Origin of the sequence: Brucella grignonensis (assembly GCF_002252505.1) — a bacterium.
In the GTDB taxonomy this organism is placed as follows: domain Bacteria; phylum Pseudomonadota; class Alphaproteobacteria; order Rhizobiales; family Rhizobiaceae; genus Brucella; species Brucella grignonensis.
Window position 1 is genome coordinate 133538 of record NZ_NNRL01000165.1, and the last position, 16256, is coordinate 149793.

The following is a 16256-nucleotide window of genomic DNA, read 5'->3' on the forward strand; positions in this document are numbered from 1 at the left end:
ATGAGTGAAGTGCCATTGATTTCGCTGAAGGGCGTCTGTCGTCGTTATCCTTCCGGGGATGATTTTACGACAGTCCTCAACCATATCGATCTTACCATTCATCATGGGGAGATGGTTGCAATCGTTGGCGCTTCCGGGTCTGGCAAATCGACGTTAATGAATATTCTTGGTTGCCTGGATAGCCCCTCAGAAGGCGCATATCTGATTTCAGGGCGCGAAACATCAGAGCTAGATCCTGATGAACTGGCTCAGTTAAGACGTGAACATTTTGGTTTCATCTTCCAACGTTACCATCTTCTCGGTGAACTCGATGCCGTAGGTAATGTTGAAATACCGGCCATATATGCGGGACGAAATCGTGAAGAACGACGCGTGCGCGCAACCGAAATATTAGAGCGCTTGGGAATGGGGGGCAGAACACACCATCGACCCAATCAGCTTTCAGGTGGGCAACAACAGCGCGTTTCAATCGCGCGTGCTCTGATCAACGGAGCAGATGTTATCCTCGCTGACGAACCGACTGGAGCGCTTGACAGCCATAGTGGTGAAGAAGTTCTTGGTATTTTGCAGGAGCTTAACCGCGAAGGCCATACAATTATCATTGTTACCCATGATCGCAAAGTTGCGGAACGTGCCAAACGGATCATTGAAATCAGCGATGGCGAGATCATTGCCGATGACATGACCGACACCTCTCAAGATGTCGGTGAAGTTTTTAACGAGGCAGACAATCAGAAGCGGGAGAAACCCCGCTTTTTCAACGGCTTGAGAGATCGCTTTGCGGAAGCCTTTTCGATGGCCCTTCGTTCAATGAATGCGCATCGGATGCGTACTTTTCTTACCATGCTCGGCATCATTATTGGCACGGCATCGGTCGTTTGTGTGGTGGCACTTGGGCAAGGCTCACAGAAGAAAATTCTGGAGCAGATAAGCGATCTTGGCACCAACACGCTTTACGTCAGCCCGGGACGCGGATTTGGTGATCTGAAAGCCGCACAAATAACGACCCTCAATATCAATGATGCGCACGAGCTCGCCAAAATGCCTTATGTCATAGCCGCAACTCCGTCAGTATCGACCACGTCGACGGTTCGGGTAGGCAGCAAAGAAGTGAGCGTTTCGGTCAGCGGTGTAGGGGAGCAATATTTTATAACGCGAAACAGCAAGCTCGTTGAAGGGCGGTTCTTTGATCGCAAGGGCGTGAGCGACTTGGCGCAGGACGCTTTGCTTGATGAAAACGCAAAGAAAACTCTATTTCCTTACGAGACCGGGTCTGTTGTTGGGAAAACTGTCCTTCTAAAAGATGTTCCCGTCCGGATTGTCGGTGTCGTCAAAACCGAGGAGCAGGGCATGGGTTCGGCCCAGAATCTCGAGATTTACTTGCCCTACACAACAGTGCAAACCCGTATGACGGGCTCTCGTTCTCTGCAATCCATCATTGTGCGCGTCGCAGACACGATGGATCCATCGGAAGCCGAGAAGTTGGTCACTGCATTTCTAACTCTGAGGCATGGTGAAAAGGACTTTTTTATCTTCAATACCAGCAGTTTACAGAAAACTATTGAAGCGACGACTGCAACCCTCGCGCTTCTTGTTGCAAGCATTGCTGGCATATCACTCTTCGTAGGTGGTATTGGTGTCATGAATATCATGCTTGTATCCGTTTCTGAACGGATCAACGAGATTGGTGTCCGCATGGCAATTGGCGCACGCCAGAGCGACATACTTCAGCAGTTTCTGATTGAATCTGTTCTTGTTTGCTTGATCGGCGGCTTGACCGGTATTCTTATAGCGGTTGGTTTCGGCGTTTTGTTCGCGCAGTTCAACAGCATGTTCGAGCTGATTTATTCACCGACCTCCATAGTGGTCGCGCTACTATGTTCAAGCCTGATCGGAGTGGGATTTGGTTTCATCCCTGCCCGCAACGCGTCAAAACTGGATCCAGTCGTAGCGCTGGCGCGCGACTGATCCAAACCGGATTGTATGCCGTCAAAATGGTCCAGAAATTCACCGGCACAGGCGACATGATTGAAGTCCGACAACATCCTTGAACAGGATCGCCGCTTTATCAAACAGATCATCAAGCCAATGGTGGGATTCTAAGCGTTCCGCTCTGCCTCAGCCAACGTTGCGGGTATCAAAGTGGCGCATATGATCCGCAAGAACCAGTTCGCTAACGATGATGCTCAATAATGCCATGTCGATCACTCCAAAGCCCTCGTTATCCTCTGCTGTTGTGAGTAGACGAACAAAATACCAAAACTCAAACGGAATCGCTTGACTCGATCAAAACGATCATTAATGTTCATTGTAGGGAGCAGGAAATGAGTGAACCCAGGACGAGATTTCCGCAGGAACGACATCGGCAGATGATGGACGTCATCGCTGATGCGAGGCGTATCGGCACTTCGGAGCTCGCAGGTATCATGGGGGTCTCGCTGCCGACGTTACGCCGTGATCTGATTACGCTTGAACAAGCCGGACTGATATTACGGACGCATGGCGGTGTTGTTGCTCGCGGTGCAGGCGAGGGTGTAGCCGAACCCATGTTTCTCGAAAAGCTGCGTATTAGCCAGAGCGCCAAGGCGCGGATCGGCGAAGCGGCTGCAGCTCATGTTGCTAACAATTCCACCGTTATCCTGGATTCGGGTACGACAGCACTTTCTGTGGCCCGGGCGCTTGCGGGGAGAGCGATAACGCTTGTAACAATGGATCTTAAGATTGCTGAAGCGGCAGCAGTTGGCGCCACCGAAGTTCATATTGTTGGTGGTCGTGTCAGAAACGACTACTATTCGCTCATCGGGGCTTGGGCAACGGAAACCTTGCGTCACATACGCGCCGATTGCTTCTTTCTGACAGCCGATTGCGTTGATCTCGACGGTGTTTCGACGTCCACTGTTGAAGAAGCAGAAGTAAAGCGCATGGCGATCACTATCGCACAGAAGACAATACTCGTCGCTGATCAGCGTAAGCTCGGACGCCGTAGTTTTACCCCGGTTTGCGGACTGAACGCTTTAAGTGGATTTATCACCGATGCTGGGTTCGATGGTTCGTTGCAGCCTTATCGGGACCAGCTGCCTTTTCTGGAAGCCGTTTAACAGCACCTTGGAGAGGAACTGAATGTCTATCGCCAAACACGTTTTCGCCCGCTAGGCGGGCCAAGGCAACCAGCGCAGGGGAGAGCGCCAATGGATGCAAGACAGGATACGACCGGCAACTATCTGAAAGGACTGGCCATTCTGGCCGTGGCCATTTTTGCTCTACTTAGTCTGCTCGCAACGGGCTTTCTGACTGCTGCGAACCTCAATTCCATGGGATTTCAGTTTCCTGAATTCGGTTTGCTTTCGCTAGCTGTCCTGCCAACAATGATATCTGGCGGAATTGACCTTTCCGTCGTTGCGACAGCCAATCTCGCCGCTATCGTCGCGGCGGTGATGATGCGCGCAGGGCCGGAACTGGCATTGCTCGCCATCCCGGTCGCACTTCTTATCGGTGTGTGCTGTGGTCTCCTCAACGGTTTTCTCATTGCCTATCTGCGTCTGCCGCCAATTCTGGCAACACTTGGCACGATGCAGCTCTTTTCTGGATTGGGCATCGTCATTACCGGCGGTCCAGCCATTACCGGTCTTCCTCAGTGGTACACGTCATTCGGAAACTGGTCGCTTGGAGGCGTGGTGCCGCTGCCGCTTCTCCTGTTTGTGACCACGGCTCTTCTTCTGGGATTTCTTCTCAAACGCACACCTGTGGGTATCCGTCTCCGCCTCTATGGTGCAAACCCTGTCGCATCGCATTTTGCGGGCATCCGTGAAAAAGGGCTTGTGCTTCGCATTTACGCCATCGCCGGTCTTATCGCATCTATTGCCGGACTTGTGGTACTGGCACGCGTGAATTCTGCCAATGCCGATTACGGCAGCTCCTATCTACTCCTCGTCATTCTCATCAATATTCTGGCAGGTGTATCGCCAGCCGGTGGGTTCGGAACAGTGACGGGAGTGGCGCTTGCCGTGATCTGTCTTCAGTTCATATCGAGCGGACTGAACTTCCTGTCATTCAGTGCGTTCTCACGCGATTTGTTCTTTGGCGGCCTGCTTGTGGTTGTCATGTCGGTGCGTGTTCTTGCAGGCCGGTTTGGCCTTGCGTCCATTTTTCAGAGAAAGGCCAAAATGGCATGAAAGATCGACTACGTTCAACGCTGGAAGTATTGATGCTGACACCCGGTCTTTCAGGCCATGAAGACCGGGTGCGACGCCTCATCGCGCGCGATCTGGCGGATTTGCCGCTCGAATTTGTCACAGATCGTCTGGGTAATCTGATCGCAACGATGAAAGGGGATGAAAGTGCGCCTTCCGTGATGCTTTTCGCGCATACGGATCAGCTCGGTTTCATCGTTCGCAAGATTGAGGAAAATGGTCTGATCCGCATCGAACGGCTCGGTGGCATTCCGGAAAAGGCGTTGCCTGCGCAGGCGGTACTTTTTTGTGTTGGCGAAGGGCGGGACGTTCATGGTGTCATCGCTAACAAAAGCCACCACGCGACGCCCGCCGAAGAGAAATACAAGGTCACGCCTTATGCTGAACTCTTCATTGATGTTGGTGCGGAAAGTGCCGAGGACGTAAAAGCACTTGGTATCGAAATCGGTACGCCGGTGGTCTATGCGCCGCGTGTTATTCATCTCAACGAAAACCGCGTCATTGGCACTTCGGTCGATGATCGAGCGGGTTGCGCCGTTGTGATGGAAGTCGCCCGCCAGCTTGCAAAAAATGGTGCACGACCGACCGTTCATTTCGTTTTTGCGGTTCTGGAAGAGTTCAATTTGCGCGGTGCCATGGTCGCTGCACAAGCAATCAAACCGGATATCGCAATCCAGCTCGATATCGGTCTTAACGCCGATACGCCGGATATGACGCACCGTGGTGAAATCCAGCTTGGCGGCGGTCCGGCCATTAGCCTCTATTCGTTCCATGGACGTGGCACGCTCAATGGCACGATCCCCCATCCGGCGCTTCCGAAGCTCTTCACTGATGCGGCTGCCAGTAAGGCGATCTCGTTGCAACGTACGGCTCATACAGGTGCATTGACGGATTCGTCCTATGTACAGCTCGTCAATCAGGGGGTGGCGTGTATCGATGTCTGCTTCCCTTGCCGCTACACGCATACGGCTCTCGAAATGTGCGATCTGCGCGACCTTGAAGGGCTCACGACGCTTTTGGTTGAGGCGATCAGCAGGATCGATAGTGAATTCAATCTCGACAGGGACTTATATACCTGATGCGCTATTATCTGGGCGTCGATATTGGCACGTTTGAATCGAAGGGCATTCTTTCAGATGAGGAAGGGCGCATTATCGCTTCTTCCGCACGTCCGCATCGCATGCTGGTCCCGCAGCCGGGCTGGGCAGAACATGATGCGGAACAGAACTGGTGGGGGGAATTTTGTTCGATCAGCCGTGAACTGATAGAACAAAGCTCGGTTACTGCGAGTGATATCAGGGCGGTTGGCGCAAGTGGTATCGGTCCGTGCATGCTACCGGTTGATGAATACGGCGCCCCGCTCATGAATGCTGTTCTTTATGGCGTGGATACGCGTGCGGCAGTTGAGATTGAAGAACTGACAGCGGAAATAGGTCTTGAGCGGCTGATGCGCGAGGGTGGCAATGCCCTTACTTCGCAGTCGGTCGGTCCAAAAATTCTCTGGTTGAAGAAGAAACATCCCGAGATTTTCGACTGCACACACAAGTTTCTCAACTCGTCCTCGTTTCTCGTTCATAGGCTGACGGGAAACTATACAATTGATCATTATTCGGCAGCCGGATTTTCTCCGCTCTATGATGTTGAAAGACAAGATTGGAGCGATGATTTTGCCCACCGCATTGTGTCGCGTGAGAGGCTTCCGAAGATCCTCTGGACGACGGATATAGCGGGTACGGTGACGTCGGAAGCCGCGGACGTGACCGGCCTTGCCGTTGGAACACCCGTTATTGCGGGGACCATCGACGCGGCTGCCGAGGCTGTCAGCGTCGGAGTACAGAAGTCAGGCGAGATGATGGTCATGTATGGTTCAACCATGTTCATTATCCTGGTGACAGATCAGCGTATAGCCGATAGCCGGTTGTGGTATGCGCCCTGGCTTTTCCGCGGAGAACATGCCTGCATGTCGGGAACGTCGACAAGCGGTACGCTGACACGATGGTTTCAGGAGCAGTTTGCCCGCGAGGTTCCCGCCGCCAGCGCTTTGCAAACGCTGGCGGAAGAAGCGGCATCTTCGCCACCCGGGGCGAAAGGGCTTTTTGTGCTGCCCTATTTTTCCGGTGAAAGGACCCCGGTTCACGATCCGGCTGCGCGGGGTATGATTTTTGGTCTCGATCTCACCCATAAACGCGCTGATATCTATCGTGCCCTTCTTGAAGGTGTCGCCTATGGTGTCAACGATATCTTCAAAACCTATCATGAAGCAGGTGCACCGCTTGAGCGAATAGCTGCCGTGGGAGGCGGCACCAGAAATACAGTCTGGTCGCAGGCTATTTCCGACGTCAGCGAAAAGCTTCAACTTGTAAGAAGCAAGACCATTGGGGCTGCCTATGGCAACTGTTTTCTGGCTGCGGTCGCTGTGGGGGATCTGGCTAAGGCCGATATCGAAAAATGGAACCCGGTGGAAAGACGTATCGTGCCTGATGAGGAGACGTCGCGTCTTTATCAGCATGGCTTCCACACGTTCAAAAAACTCTACGAGCGGACGGCCGATCTGATGCGGATCGCGCCCGCCTGAGAAAAAACCGGGCTCCTGAGAGCCCGGACAAGAATTGGTGAAAGCCGCAGAAGCTTCGCCAAAACTTAGCCTGACTGATTGCCGGGGAGGCAAACAGGGGTTAACCAACGGAGGGAACAACAATGAATATCAGCTTGAAGAAAATGGCAGCCGGGCTTGCCGTCAGCGCGGCCATTGTGGCCGGTGGTGCCTTTTACGCCAATGCCCAGGACGCCAAACATACGATTGTCACGGTCGTCAAACTTTCCGGTATCGCCTGGTTCAACCGCATGGAAACCGGCGTTAAGGAATATGCGCAGGAAAGCGGAAACAATGCCACGCAGATCGGACCGGCGTCAGCTGACGCCGCACTGCAGGTTCAGTTGATCGAGGATTTGATCGCTAAGAAGGTCGACGCGATAACGGTTGTTCCGAATTCTCCTGAAGCGTTGGAGCCCGTGCTTGGCAAGGCACTGCAGGCGGGCATCAAAGTGATCGGTCATGAGGCATCGAGCATGAAGAACGTCACCTATGACGTTGAAGCGTTCGACAATGCCGCCTATGGCGAACATCTGATGAAAGCGCTTGCTGAAGCTATGGGAGAAGAGGGCGAGTATGCAGTCTTCGTCGGTCATTTGACGGCAAAGACCCACAATGAATGGGTGGATGCCGCCATCGCCTATCAGAAGGAACACTACCCCAAGATGAAGCTCGCGACCGACAAGGTCGAGAGCAACGAACAGCAGCAGACGGCCTATGCGAAGACCAAGGAACTGCTGAGGACTTACCCAAATCTCAAGGGCATTCAGGGTTCGGCAGGCGAGGATGTCGCCGGTGCGGCTCTGGCTGTGGAGGAAGCGGGTCTTGAAGGCAAGGTCAAGATCGTCGGCACGAGCCTCGTTTCTGTTTCAGGTCCATATCTTGAAAGCGGCACGATCAATATGATCTCGTTCTGGGATCCGGCCAAGGCTGGCATTGCCATGAACAAGCTTGCTGTCATGGCTATCGATGGCAAGGAAGTGACCGACGGCATGGACCTCGGTGTCGAGGGTTACAACAAGGTTCAGCTCAAGGACAAAGTTGTTTACGGGCAGGCCTGGGTCGACGTGACCAAGGAAAATATGAACGACTACGACTTCTGATCCATGGACGACGAGCCGCCGGTGTGAACCGGCGGCCTCTATGGGAGAGCTGCATGAGTACTAAGCAGAGATCCGGCGAATTCATCCTGGAAATGCAGGCTATTGCCAAGTCCTACGGCTCCGTCCGGGTGCTGGAAGATGTTGGGTTGAGCCTGCGTCCGGGGGAGGTGCGCTGTCTTGCCGGTGAAAACGGATCCGGTAAATCGACTTTGATAAAAATACTGTCTGGTGTCGTCCGTGCAGACGCCGGGACAGTTAGAATTGGCGACAGATTCATTGAAAATGACGCACAGGCTGCGATTGCGACCGGGCTTTCGGTCATCTATCAGGATTTTGCGCTTTTTCCCAATCTGACGGTCTGGGAAAATGTGGGCTTCCTGGCCGCCGTTACCGAAAACAACTACATCCATAATCGCTTTTCGGGACGTCGACGCGCGCTTGAAATGCTTGCTAGAATGAAGGTCGATATCGATCCTGACATACTGGTGGAAAGGTTGCCGGTCGCGTCGAAGCAGTTGGTTGCCATTGCACGCGCGCTTGCTAATGACGCGCGTATCATCGTTATGGATGAGCCTACGACGGCTTTGACCCGCAGCGAGGTTGCCAAACTTCTCGATATTGTCTTTGCGTTGAAAGCGGAGGGGGTCGCCTTTCTGTTCGTCAGCCACAAGATCGAGGAGGTGTTCGCTGTTTGTGACAGCGTGACCGTCCTCCGCGACGGCCATGTCGTCGTCGCCGGTCTTATTGACGAATTTGATCCGGCAAAGCTCATCGAAGCGATGTCCGGACGATCGATCGACAGCCAGAGACTGGCGCGGGCGACGGCATCTCCTTCGGGAGTGATGTTCAAAGTTCGCGATCTTGGACGGCGCGGCCAATTCGCTTCGATAGATCTGGATCTTCGTGCGGGTGAAATTATATCTGTTGTGGGTCTTCTGGGATCAGGACGTACCGAACTCGCATTGGCGTTGTTTGGATGTCTTGCGCCGGACGAGGGCCGGATCGAGGATGAGAGTGGTCCATTGCATCTTGCTGCGCCCGCCGACGCCATGGCGCACGGAATTGCCTACGTGCCAGAAGATCGCCTGACGGAGGGCCTGTTTCTCAATCAGCCTATCCGTGAAAATATCGTTGTCTCAAGTCTTGAAGTCGATACCAAAGGCGGTGTCGTGAAAGCGACCAGCCTTACGGAGCGGGCGCGAGATGCGGTCAAGAGATTGCGTATTAAGACACCAAGTGTCTTTCCATCCGTCGTAACGCTCTCGGGCGGTAATCAGCAGCGTGTTGTCCTGGCACGCTGGATGGAACGAAAGCCAAAACTGCTCATCCTGAACGGCCCGACTGTTGGTGTGGATGTCGGATCAAAGCGAGAAATCCATGAGTTGCTTCTCGCATTGAGCCGTTCCGGTACAGCAATTCTGGTGGTGACGGATGATATCGGCGAAGCCATTGCGCTTTCCGATACGATCAAGGTTATGGTGAAGGGGCGAATTGTAGCGAGCTTCGATGCCGGTAATATTGACGAGGAAGCGCTTTATCAGGAAGTCATTCGGGAGGACCGTTCATGACCAATTCACTCATCCGGGTGCTCTCGACGCCACAGGGTGTGGTTTTCCTGACTGCCATTGTCTTTGCCATCGTCCTGAGTATTCTCAATCCGGCGTTCTTTTCGCCCGCAACGCTTATCGATCTGGCGCGCAATTCACTGGTGACCGGCATCTTCGCTCTCGGCGTCATGATAGTACTGGCATCTGGAGGTATTGATGTTTCGTGTACGGCAATTGGAGCTTTTGCCATGTATGCGACGGTCAAGATCGTCATGGGAATTGATATTCATGTACCGATCATTGCTTATTTCGGGCTGGCGGCGCTGATCGGCGCGGGTCTCGGTCTCATCAACGGGATATTGGTTGGCGGACTTGGTCTACCGACGCTGATCGTTACCCTTGGCACGATGAGCCTTTTCCGGGGTGCGCTGCTCACCTTCGTCGGTACGGTCTACATCACATCAGTACCGCGCGAAGTGATCAGTTTCGCGCGCAGTATTCTTGTGAGGATGGAAAACGCGCTCGGTCAGATGGTATCACTTCCAATGTCATTCTTCGTTTTGGTCGGTGTTGCCCTGTTCGTCGCCTTCCTCATGAATTTCACGCTGTTCGGACGTAAGATCTACGCCATTGGCGGTTCCGAGGAGGCGGCAAGCCGCATCGGCATTCGTGTCGGGCGGGTCAAGGTGCTGATCTATATCCTGGCGGGTGCGATCGCGGGTCTGGCCGGTATGACGCATATGACCTTGTCACGTATGGCAAATCCGTTCGATCTGGTCGGTATGGAATTGAATGTCATCGCCGCCGTCGTCCTTGGTGGGGCGCGGATAACGGGTGGGCATGGTACGGTGCTCGGTACGCTTCTCGGTGTGTTCGTAATCACGATGATCAATACGACACTTTTGATGGCGGGCGTGCCGTCCTATTGGCAGAAAGTTGTTATTGGCTGTCTGATCGTGGTGGGTACTGGATTGCCGATACTGATTGAACGATTGAGCCTGCATCGGGCGCGTCTGGCACAGCCCTTGGGCGCATGAAGGCTATTAGAGCGCGTTTCGATCTGGTTCAATCTGATTGAAACGCGCTCTAAGTGATTGTTTTGACGCGTATCTTGCCCGAAGGCCGTTTTACACCTTTTGGGATGTGCTTTAATCCGGGAGGAAAACCATGAAAAAGATTCTGAACGATCCCGCAAATTATGTCGATGAAATGCTCGAGGGAATGATTGCTGCGCATCCGCAATTCTATGCCCAGCCAATCCGACGGGTCATTACCAGAGCATCGGGGGCAATAAAGGGAAAGGTTGGCATCGTGACGGGCGGTGGCTCCGGTCACCTGCCGATTTTCACCGGCTATGTCGGCACAGGGCTTCTCGACGCCTGCGCTATCGGGGATGTTTTCGCGAGTCCGTCTGCAGAGCAAATGGCTGACGCAATCCGGTTCGCCGATGGTGGAAAAGGGGTCCTCAGACTCTATGGCAACTACGGCGGTGACGTCATGAATTTCGACATGGCTGGCGAAATGGTCGAAATGGAGAATGACATCAGAACAACGACGGTTCTGCTTGCCGATGATGTGGTGTCAGCTTCGAAAGAAGAGGCTGAAAAGCGTCGTGGCGTTGCGGGCATGGTCTATGCATTCAAGATCGCCGGTGCTCACGCGGAGACCAGCGCAGATCTGGATGAGGTGACGCGTGTTGCGCAGAAGACGGCAGACGCCGTGCGCTCCATCGGCATGGCGTTGACACCTTGCACCATACCGCAAGCTGGCAAGCCGACATTTACGCTTGGTGAGCACGAGATGGAGATGGGCATGGGCATCCATGGTGAGCCCGGCATCTGGCGGGATGCAATCAAGTCGGCTGATGCGATTACGGACGAGATGATGGATCGCCTTCTGGACGATCAACCACTTGCCAAGGGTGACAGGATTTCCATTCTCGTCAATTCTCTGGGTGCTACGCCTGCTGAAGAACTCTATATCATGTACCGTAAGGCCAAGGGTAGGCTGGATGCACTTGGTGTGGAAGTTGTCATGCCGCTGATCGGCCGATACGCAACCTCAATGGAAATGACCGGCGCAACCATTACGATCCTTAAACTTGACGACGAGCTTGAAACGCTCCTGAAAGCACCTGCCAATTGTGCCTTTTGGACCGTATGAGGTAGAAGCATGACGATCAATTCCAAGGCCATCCATGCGGCTCTGGTCCGCATTGCAGATTATACAGCGGGCGCGAGCGCGGAATTGTGCGAAGCCGATGGCGCGTTGGGCGACGGTGATCTTGGCATTACCGTTGCTAAGGGATTCGCCGAAGCTTCTGCAGCAAACTTGCCAGAAGATGTAGGCATGGCCTTGCTTGAAGCAGCAAAGGCGTTCCAGCGCGTTTCAGCCTCCTCATATGGAACACTGGTCGCGACTGCCTTCATGAGCGCTGCCAAATCGTTGAAAGGCAACACGGAAATTCCAATGCGCGATATTCCGACGCTGATAGCTAGTGCCCGCGATGCAATGATTGCACGTGGCAAAGGCGCCCTGGGAGACAAAACTGTTCTAGACAGCATGGACGCCATCTCGATAGCAATTTCGGACGTTGATACTCAAAAGATGCTTGAGGCAGCTATCCGGGCGGCCGATGATACGGTTAAAAATTTCCGCGATAAACCGAACAAGCTGGGACGCGCTCGCATGTTCGGCGAAAAAAGCATCGGCTTGCCGGACCCCGGTCAGCTTGCGCTTCTGCGAATTGTCGAAGGATTGCGATAAACGCGTCTGGTGCGAATTTTTGTTGGTTGTCGGCAGGTCGTCAATCGCGCGCGGCGAGCTTTCTCCACGCGCGATTTTTGTTTTTAGTCTTTGCGCGCTTTCTTCACGATGCTCATGAATTCCTTGGCGCGTTCAGGATCGACAGGATTCCATGTATTGCCGTCGATCTTGAGTGATGAACCGACAATGCAGCCATCAGCAATTTTGAGAATATCGGCGACTGTTGTGTGACGCACACCTGTATTGGCGAGAACGGCCGTAGTGGGAAGAACGCGCTTCACCGCTTCGAGATCCGATACATTGGCAGCTTCACCGGTGATGGTACCGGAAACCAGAACGGCATCGGGGATGGAGGAGAAGACGGCCGAACGTGCACGGTCGGGCAGAGAACGGCGGTCGAGTGAATCTGCGAATTCGGCTGAAACGTTATCGAGCATGACCAGATCCGAACGGCCAAGGCGATTGCGATAGCGCATCGTTTCGCCGGCATTGGGCGTCCATGGCCCCATGTCGGATGCGTAGGTCCCTGTCAGGATTTCGCGCATAAATGAAGCACCGGTCGCGGTGGCCAATGCCACGGAACTTTTAGGATCCCAGAGAACATTCACACCGAATGGCTTTGCAATTTCACTCCGCAGCCTACCGATGACATAGGCCATGGTTGCTGTGGAAGCGACATCAACGGCCAACTCGTATGGACGGTCGTTTTCATTGCCGAACATGACTGCGTCGACGTCGGCGTCTTGCAATGCTTTAAGATCGCGGCGAGCGGCTTCGACGATTCCCTCGATACCTGCATCCGCATCATAGAGCGGGGTACCCGGCATCGGGTTCAGGTGTACCATCGCAATGATGGGCTTCTTTGTAGGGAACAAATCAAAAAACTTACTCATAGAGAACCCCTCTTGTTGTATTCGTCTGCGGGACGATCCGGAGACGACGGTAATTATGTGCTCTTCTTCCGACCTCCGGCCGTGTGATCTTCATGCGATCTGGTCGCTCACATATATCCGCGCAATATTGCTGGCAGCTCTGTGTAGCGGATCAGGTAATGGTCGATGGAGGAATGTCCGGTTTCAGCGGTCAGCCCGTAGCCGACGACCTTCATGCCGGCAGCGTGTGCCGAAATTGCTCCAGTCAGACTGTCTTCGATCGCGATTATTTCTGCTGGAGCGAGCTGTAATTGTTCGGCTGCAGTGAGATAGGGCTCCGGATCTGGCTTACCGTTCCGCACATCATTGATGCTTATGGAAAAGCGCAGCTTGTCGGCAATTCCGAGTGCCGCGATATTCGCGTCGACTATATTGCGACCGGAATTGGAAACGCATACTTGCAGCAGACCATAGTCCGCTGCGGCGTTCATTGCCGCCAGCACGCCCTCAATAGGCTGAAGTTCGCCTGCGTTGGCGATGTAATGATTGCGGATAGGTTCAATCCATCGCTCAAAGCCCAGCCTTGCAGGTAAGCGCGACTTAACCTCTTCAAAGACGGCATCCATGTGAACACCGCGAAAGCGGTCTTCGGGAATATCGCTCAGATCGGTGCCAAAATGCGCGGTGCCTGCCAGCAGTGCCTGATGATGCAGTGGCTCGCTATCGACAAGCGTACCGTCAATATCCCATGCGATGGCTTTGATCGTCATCGTCGTTGTTACCCTTTGTAAAGAGGCTTGAGATCAGCGTAGATTTCCCGGAAGCGCTGATACCCTCTGTCGTAAATCTCTGCATTTTCCGGCCTTGGCGCGATAAGCTCGCCATTTTCAATGAATGCACTTATGCCCGACCAGTCTGTTGCGGCTCCAGTGCCAATGGCTGCGGTCCAGGCTGCTCCCAGCGATGAGCCTGGATGGCCTTTCAACTGGCGGACGGGTGCCTGAAGAATATCAGCTACAATCTGCATCCACGCGCGGCTGTTAGCGCCGCCATCGGATGCCAGATAATGAAGGGGGCGATGTCCCATGTCTTGGAGTACTTCGATATGGTGGCGAGCGGCATAACCATAGGATTCCAGCAACGCACGCCACACATGCCCGATCTTGTGGTTGAGGCTAAGTCCCGTAATCGTGCCTCGGGCAAAAGGATCGTGGATCGGCGTCTTTTCTCCCAGAAAATAAGGGACGATTGCCACACCATCGGCACCAGCGTCGATTTTCTCGGCAAGCGTATCGAGGTACTGGTGCAAGGTAAGGCCGGTATCACTAGCCGCCTGCTTTTCACCGCCCGCAAAATTCTCGACAAACCAGTTAAGGCCCGATCCGCCTGTCGACATGCAGCCATTCGGCATGTAGAGGCCCGGGACTAGATGATAGTCGAGGAACATTCTGGGGTCGGGCGCAGCATTTGCCGTCGCAACGAGAACATCAAGAGCGCCTCCGAACTTCAGAAGGACCTGACCCTCCTTGGATATTCCGGCCGCAAGTGCCGACGCGATCATGTCTGCCGCGCCGCCTACAACCGGTGTCCCTTCGGTAAGACCTGTGGCAGCTGCGGCTTCTCGCGATACTGCTCCCAGGATTTCATGAGACGAAACCTTCGCCGGGACTGCTGTGAGAGGAAGATGGGCGAGGGCGATGAGTTCCGGCGAAAGTTCATTTGTTGCAATATCGACGAACCCGGCTTCGAGAGCCCAGTTCTGCTCGATGCGTCGTTCCCCGGTCAGCCGCCAGTTTATGTAATCGTAGGAACCGAACACGGTCGCGATCCTTACAAAGACGTCCGGCTCATGGCGCTCGATCCAGCGCATTTTCGTGGCGACCAGCTGCTGATTTATGCCGTTGCCTGCCTTGGTGATGAAGTCGAACTCCTCAATCTCTTCACGCAGTTCAATGACTTCCGCTGCAACCCGGCCATCACTTTGCTGGATGCTTGGCCTGAGAAGCTCCCCATCCTCGTCCAGAAGAACAACCGCCGGAAGCATTCCGGTCACACCAACGCCGACAATTTCAGATGCCGAGATGTCTGCATTTCCAATTAATTCGCGGATGATTACGCAGCAATTGCTCCACCATTGCTTGGGGTCTTCTTCAGCCCAACCGGGCTGGTGCGACGTAAGGGTTACCGGTCGCGATGCAAGGCCGAGAACCTCGTCGGGAAGGCGTACGAGAATGCCGATCGTTGAAGTGGTGCCAATGTCGAGACCTAGAACGCAGCTCATGGGATTTTCCGGTCAGATGCTTGCAACAGGCGGTGCGATAACGATCCCGACGTTCGCTCTGGAAAGTGCACTGGCAATGTTGGGCGGCGGTGGGGCGTCGGTAATCAGAAGGTCGATTTCGTTGAGATCGGCTATCCTGATCAGCGACATGTGATTGAACTTGGCGCTGTGGCAGAGAAGAACCTTGCGATTGGCGCGACGCAGATAAACACGTTTCAGGTCGCTATCTTCAGGTGAATAATCGAACAGCCCATCTGAAGTGATGCCGGACACACCGATGAAGGCGATGTCGAACCATAGACGTTCGAACTCATCACAAGCCGATTTGCCGCAGATGGAAAGTTCTTCGCCGCGGATCTGTCCGGCAGGGACATAGACTTCGCGTCGAGCCCCACCGAGAAGTTGCGCTGTTCGAAGACTTGATGTGAAAAATTTGACGCCGACAGTGTCACGTAGTGCTTCTGCCAGAAGATAAGTCGTGGATCCCACGTCGAGTGCTACACTCATGCGCCGTTCTACGAGTTCCGATGCCTTGGCAACGATGCTCATTTTTTCCGGATTGTACTCACGCAAGCGGGCTGAAAAAGCAGGCTCTTCTCGGTCGAGGAACGTCTCTGGCACAGCTTCCTCATCGATAACCGCTCCACCATGGGTGCGAACAAGAAGGCCACCACGTTCGAGTTCAACAAGATCTCGCCGGATCGTCATTTCCGAAACGCCAATTTCTGCAGCTATATCAGTGACCTGTAGGAATCCGCGCTTACGGGCGGCATCAACAAGGTGGGCATGACGAACACGGGCAGGCAGCCGTTTTGCTTCGGCTGGCTGGGAATCCTTTAGCTTGTCCGTCATATCTTCCTCCGGCGAACTGACCAGGCGTTCAATTCTTTCATTAGGAGAAGGG

The 16256-nt window shown here is 53.9% G+C and carries 14 protein-coding genes and 1 pseudogene; 11 read left to right on the forward strand and 4 right to left on the reverse strand.

All coding sequences use genetic code 11. The annotated features are described in order from the left end of the window. The 11 genes and pseudogenes from CEV33_RS20215 to CEV33_RS20265 all read left to right on the forward strand — a co-directional run bounded on the left by CEV33_RS20215 (window position 1) and on the right by CEV33_RS20265 (window position 12199). The gene (locus CEV33_RS20215) at window positions 1-1968 is read left to right on the forward strand and encodes a MacB family efflux pump subunit (protein WP_094542188.1); all 1968 of its coding nucleotides are present in this window, start codon (window positions 1-3) and stop codon (window positions 1966-1968) included. Beyond that, window positions 1953-2193, forward strand: a pseudogene (locus CEV33_RS20220) (IS6 family transposase); the annotation flags it as partial. The gene CEV33_RS20215 and the pseudogene CEV33_RS20220, both read left to right, overlap by 16 nt. A gap of 131 nt (window positions 2194-2324) precedes the next feature. Further along, window positions 2325-3098, forward strand: a complete 774-nt coding sequence (locus tag CEV33_RS20225; protein ID WP_094542189.1) for a DeoR/GlpR family DNA-binding transcription regulator — start codon at window positions 2325-2327, stop codon at window positions 3096-3098. 90 nt (window positions 3099-3188) lie between these two features. Continuing rightward, window positions 3189-4172, forward strand: a complete 984-nt coding sequence (locus tag CEV33_RS20230; RefSeq protein WP_094542190.1) for an ABC transporter permease — start codon at window positions 3189-3191, stop codon at window positions 4170-4172. Further along, window positions 4169-5269 (forward strand): M42 family metallopeptidase, encoded by a 1101-nt coding sequence (locus CEV33_RS20235; protein ID WP_094542191.1) that lies wholly within the window; start codon window positions 4169-4171, stop codon window positions 5267-5269. The genes CEV33_RS20230 and CEV33_RS20235 overlap by 4 nt, the downstream gene beginning before the upstream one ends. Further along, on the forward strand, window positions 5269-6765 hold the full coding sequence (locus tag CEV33_RS20240; RefSeq protein ID WP_094542192.1) for an FGGY-family carbohydrate kinase: 1497 nt from the start codon (window positions 5269-5271) through the stop codon (window positions 6763-6765). Before CEV33_RS20235 ends, CEV33_RS20240 begins: the two co-directional genes overlap by 1 nt. 122 nt (window positions 6766-6887) lie before the next feature. Beyond that, window positions 6888-7886 carry an autoinducer 2 ABC transporter substrate-binding protein gene (locus CEV33_RS20245; RefSeq protein ID WP_208620227.1) on the forward strand — a complete coding sequence of 333 codons (999 nt, stop codon included), beginning with the start codon at window positions 6888-6890 and terminating at the stop codon, window positions 7884-7886. A 53-nt stretch (window positions 7887-7939) separates the two neighbouring features. Beyond that, window positions 7940-9454, forward strand: a complete 1515-nt coding sequence (locus CEV33_RS20250; protein ID WP_094542193.1) for a sugar ABC transporter ATP-binding protein — start codon at window positions 7940-7942, stop codon at window positions 9452-9454. Continuing rightward, window positions 9451-10470 (forward strand): ABC transporter permease, encoded by a 1020-nt coding sequence (locus CEV33_RS20255; RefSeq protein WP_235818472.1) that lies wholly within the window; start codon window positions 9451-9453, stop codon window positions 10468-10470. The genes CEV33_RS20250 and CEV33_RS20255 overlap by 4 nt, the downstream gene beginning before the upstream one ends. Before the next feature lie 130 nt (window positions 10471-10600). After that, window positions 10601-11596, forward strand: coding sequence for a dihydroxyacetone kinase subunit DhaK (locus CEV33_RS20260; protein WP_094542194.1), 996 nt, complete (start codon window positions 10601-10603; stop codon window positions 11594-11596). Window positions 11597-11605: 9 nt separating this feature from the next. Next, window positions 11606-12199: a dihydroxyacetone kinase subunit L gene (locus tag CEV33_RS20265; RefSeq protein ID WP_094542195.1), complete on the forward strand. Its 594-nt coding sequence runs from the start codon at window positions 11606-11608 to the stop codon at window positions 12197-12199. Window positions 12200-12282: 83 nt separating this feature from the next. On the opposite strand, the gene CEV33_RS20270 is transcribed toward CEV33_RS20265, so the two are convergent. The 4 genes from CEV33_RS20270 to CEV33_RS20285 all read right to left on the reverse strand — a co-directional run bounded on the left by CEV33_RS20270 (window position 12283) and on the right by CEV33_RS20285 (window position 16204). After that, window positions 12283-13092, reverse strand: coding sequence for a BtpA/SgcQ family protein (locus CEV33_RS20270; RefSeq protein ID WP_094542196.1), 810 nt, complete (start codon window positions 13090-13092; stop codon window positions 12283-12285). A 107-nt stretch (window positions 13093-13199) separates the two neighbouring features. Beyond that, window positions 13200-13841 carry an HAD family hydrolase gene (locus CEV33_RS20275; protein WP_094542197.1) on the reverse strand — a complete coding sequence of 214 codons (642 nt, stop codon included), beginning with the start codon at window positions 13839-13841 and terminating at the stop codon, window positions 13200-13202. 8 nt (window positions 13842-13849) lie between these two features. Continuing rightward, a complete protein-coding gene (locus tag CEV33_RS20280; RefSeq protein ID WP_094542198.1) occupies window positions 13850-15352 on the reverse strand; it encodes an FGGY-family carbohydrate kinase in 1503 nt (500 codons plus the stop codon). A gap of 12 nt (window positions 15353-15364) precedes the next feature. Beyond that, window positions 15365-16204: a DeoR/GlpR family DNA-binding transcription regulator gene (locus CEV33_RS20285; RefSeq protein ID WP_094542241.1), complete on the reverse strand. Its 840-nt coding sequence runs from the start codon at window positions 16202-16204 to the stop codon at window positions 15365-15367. Window positions 16205-16256: the final 52 nt, after the last annotated feature.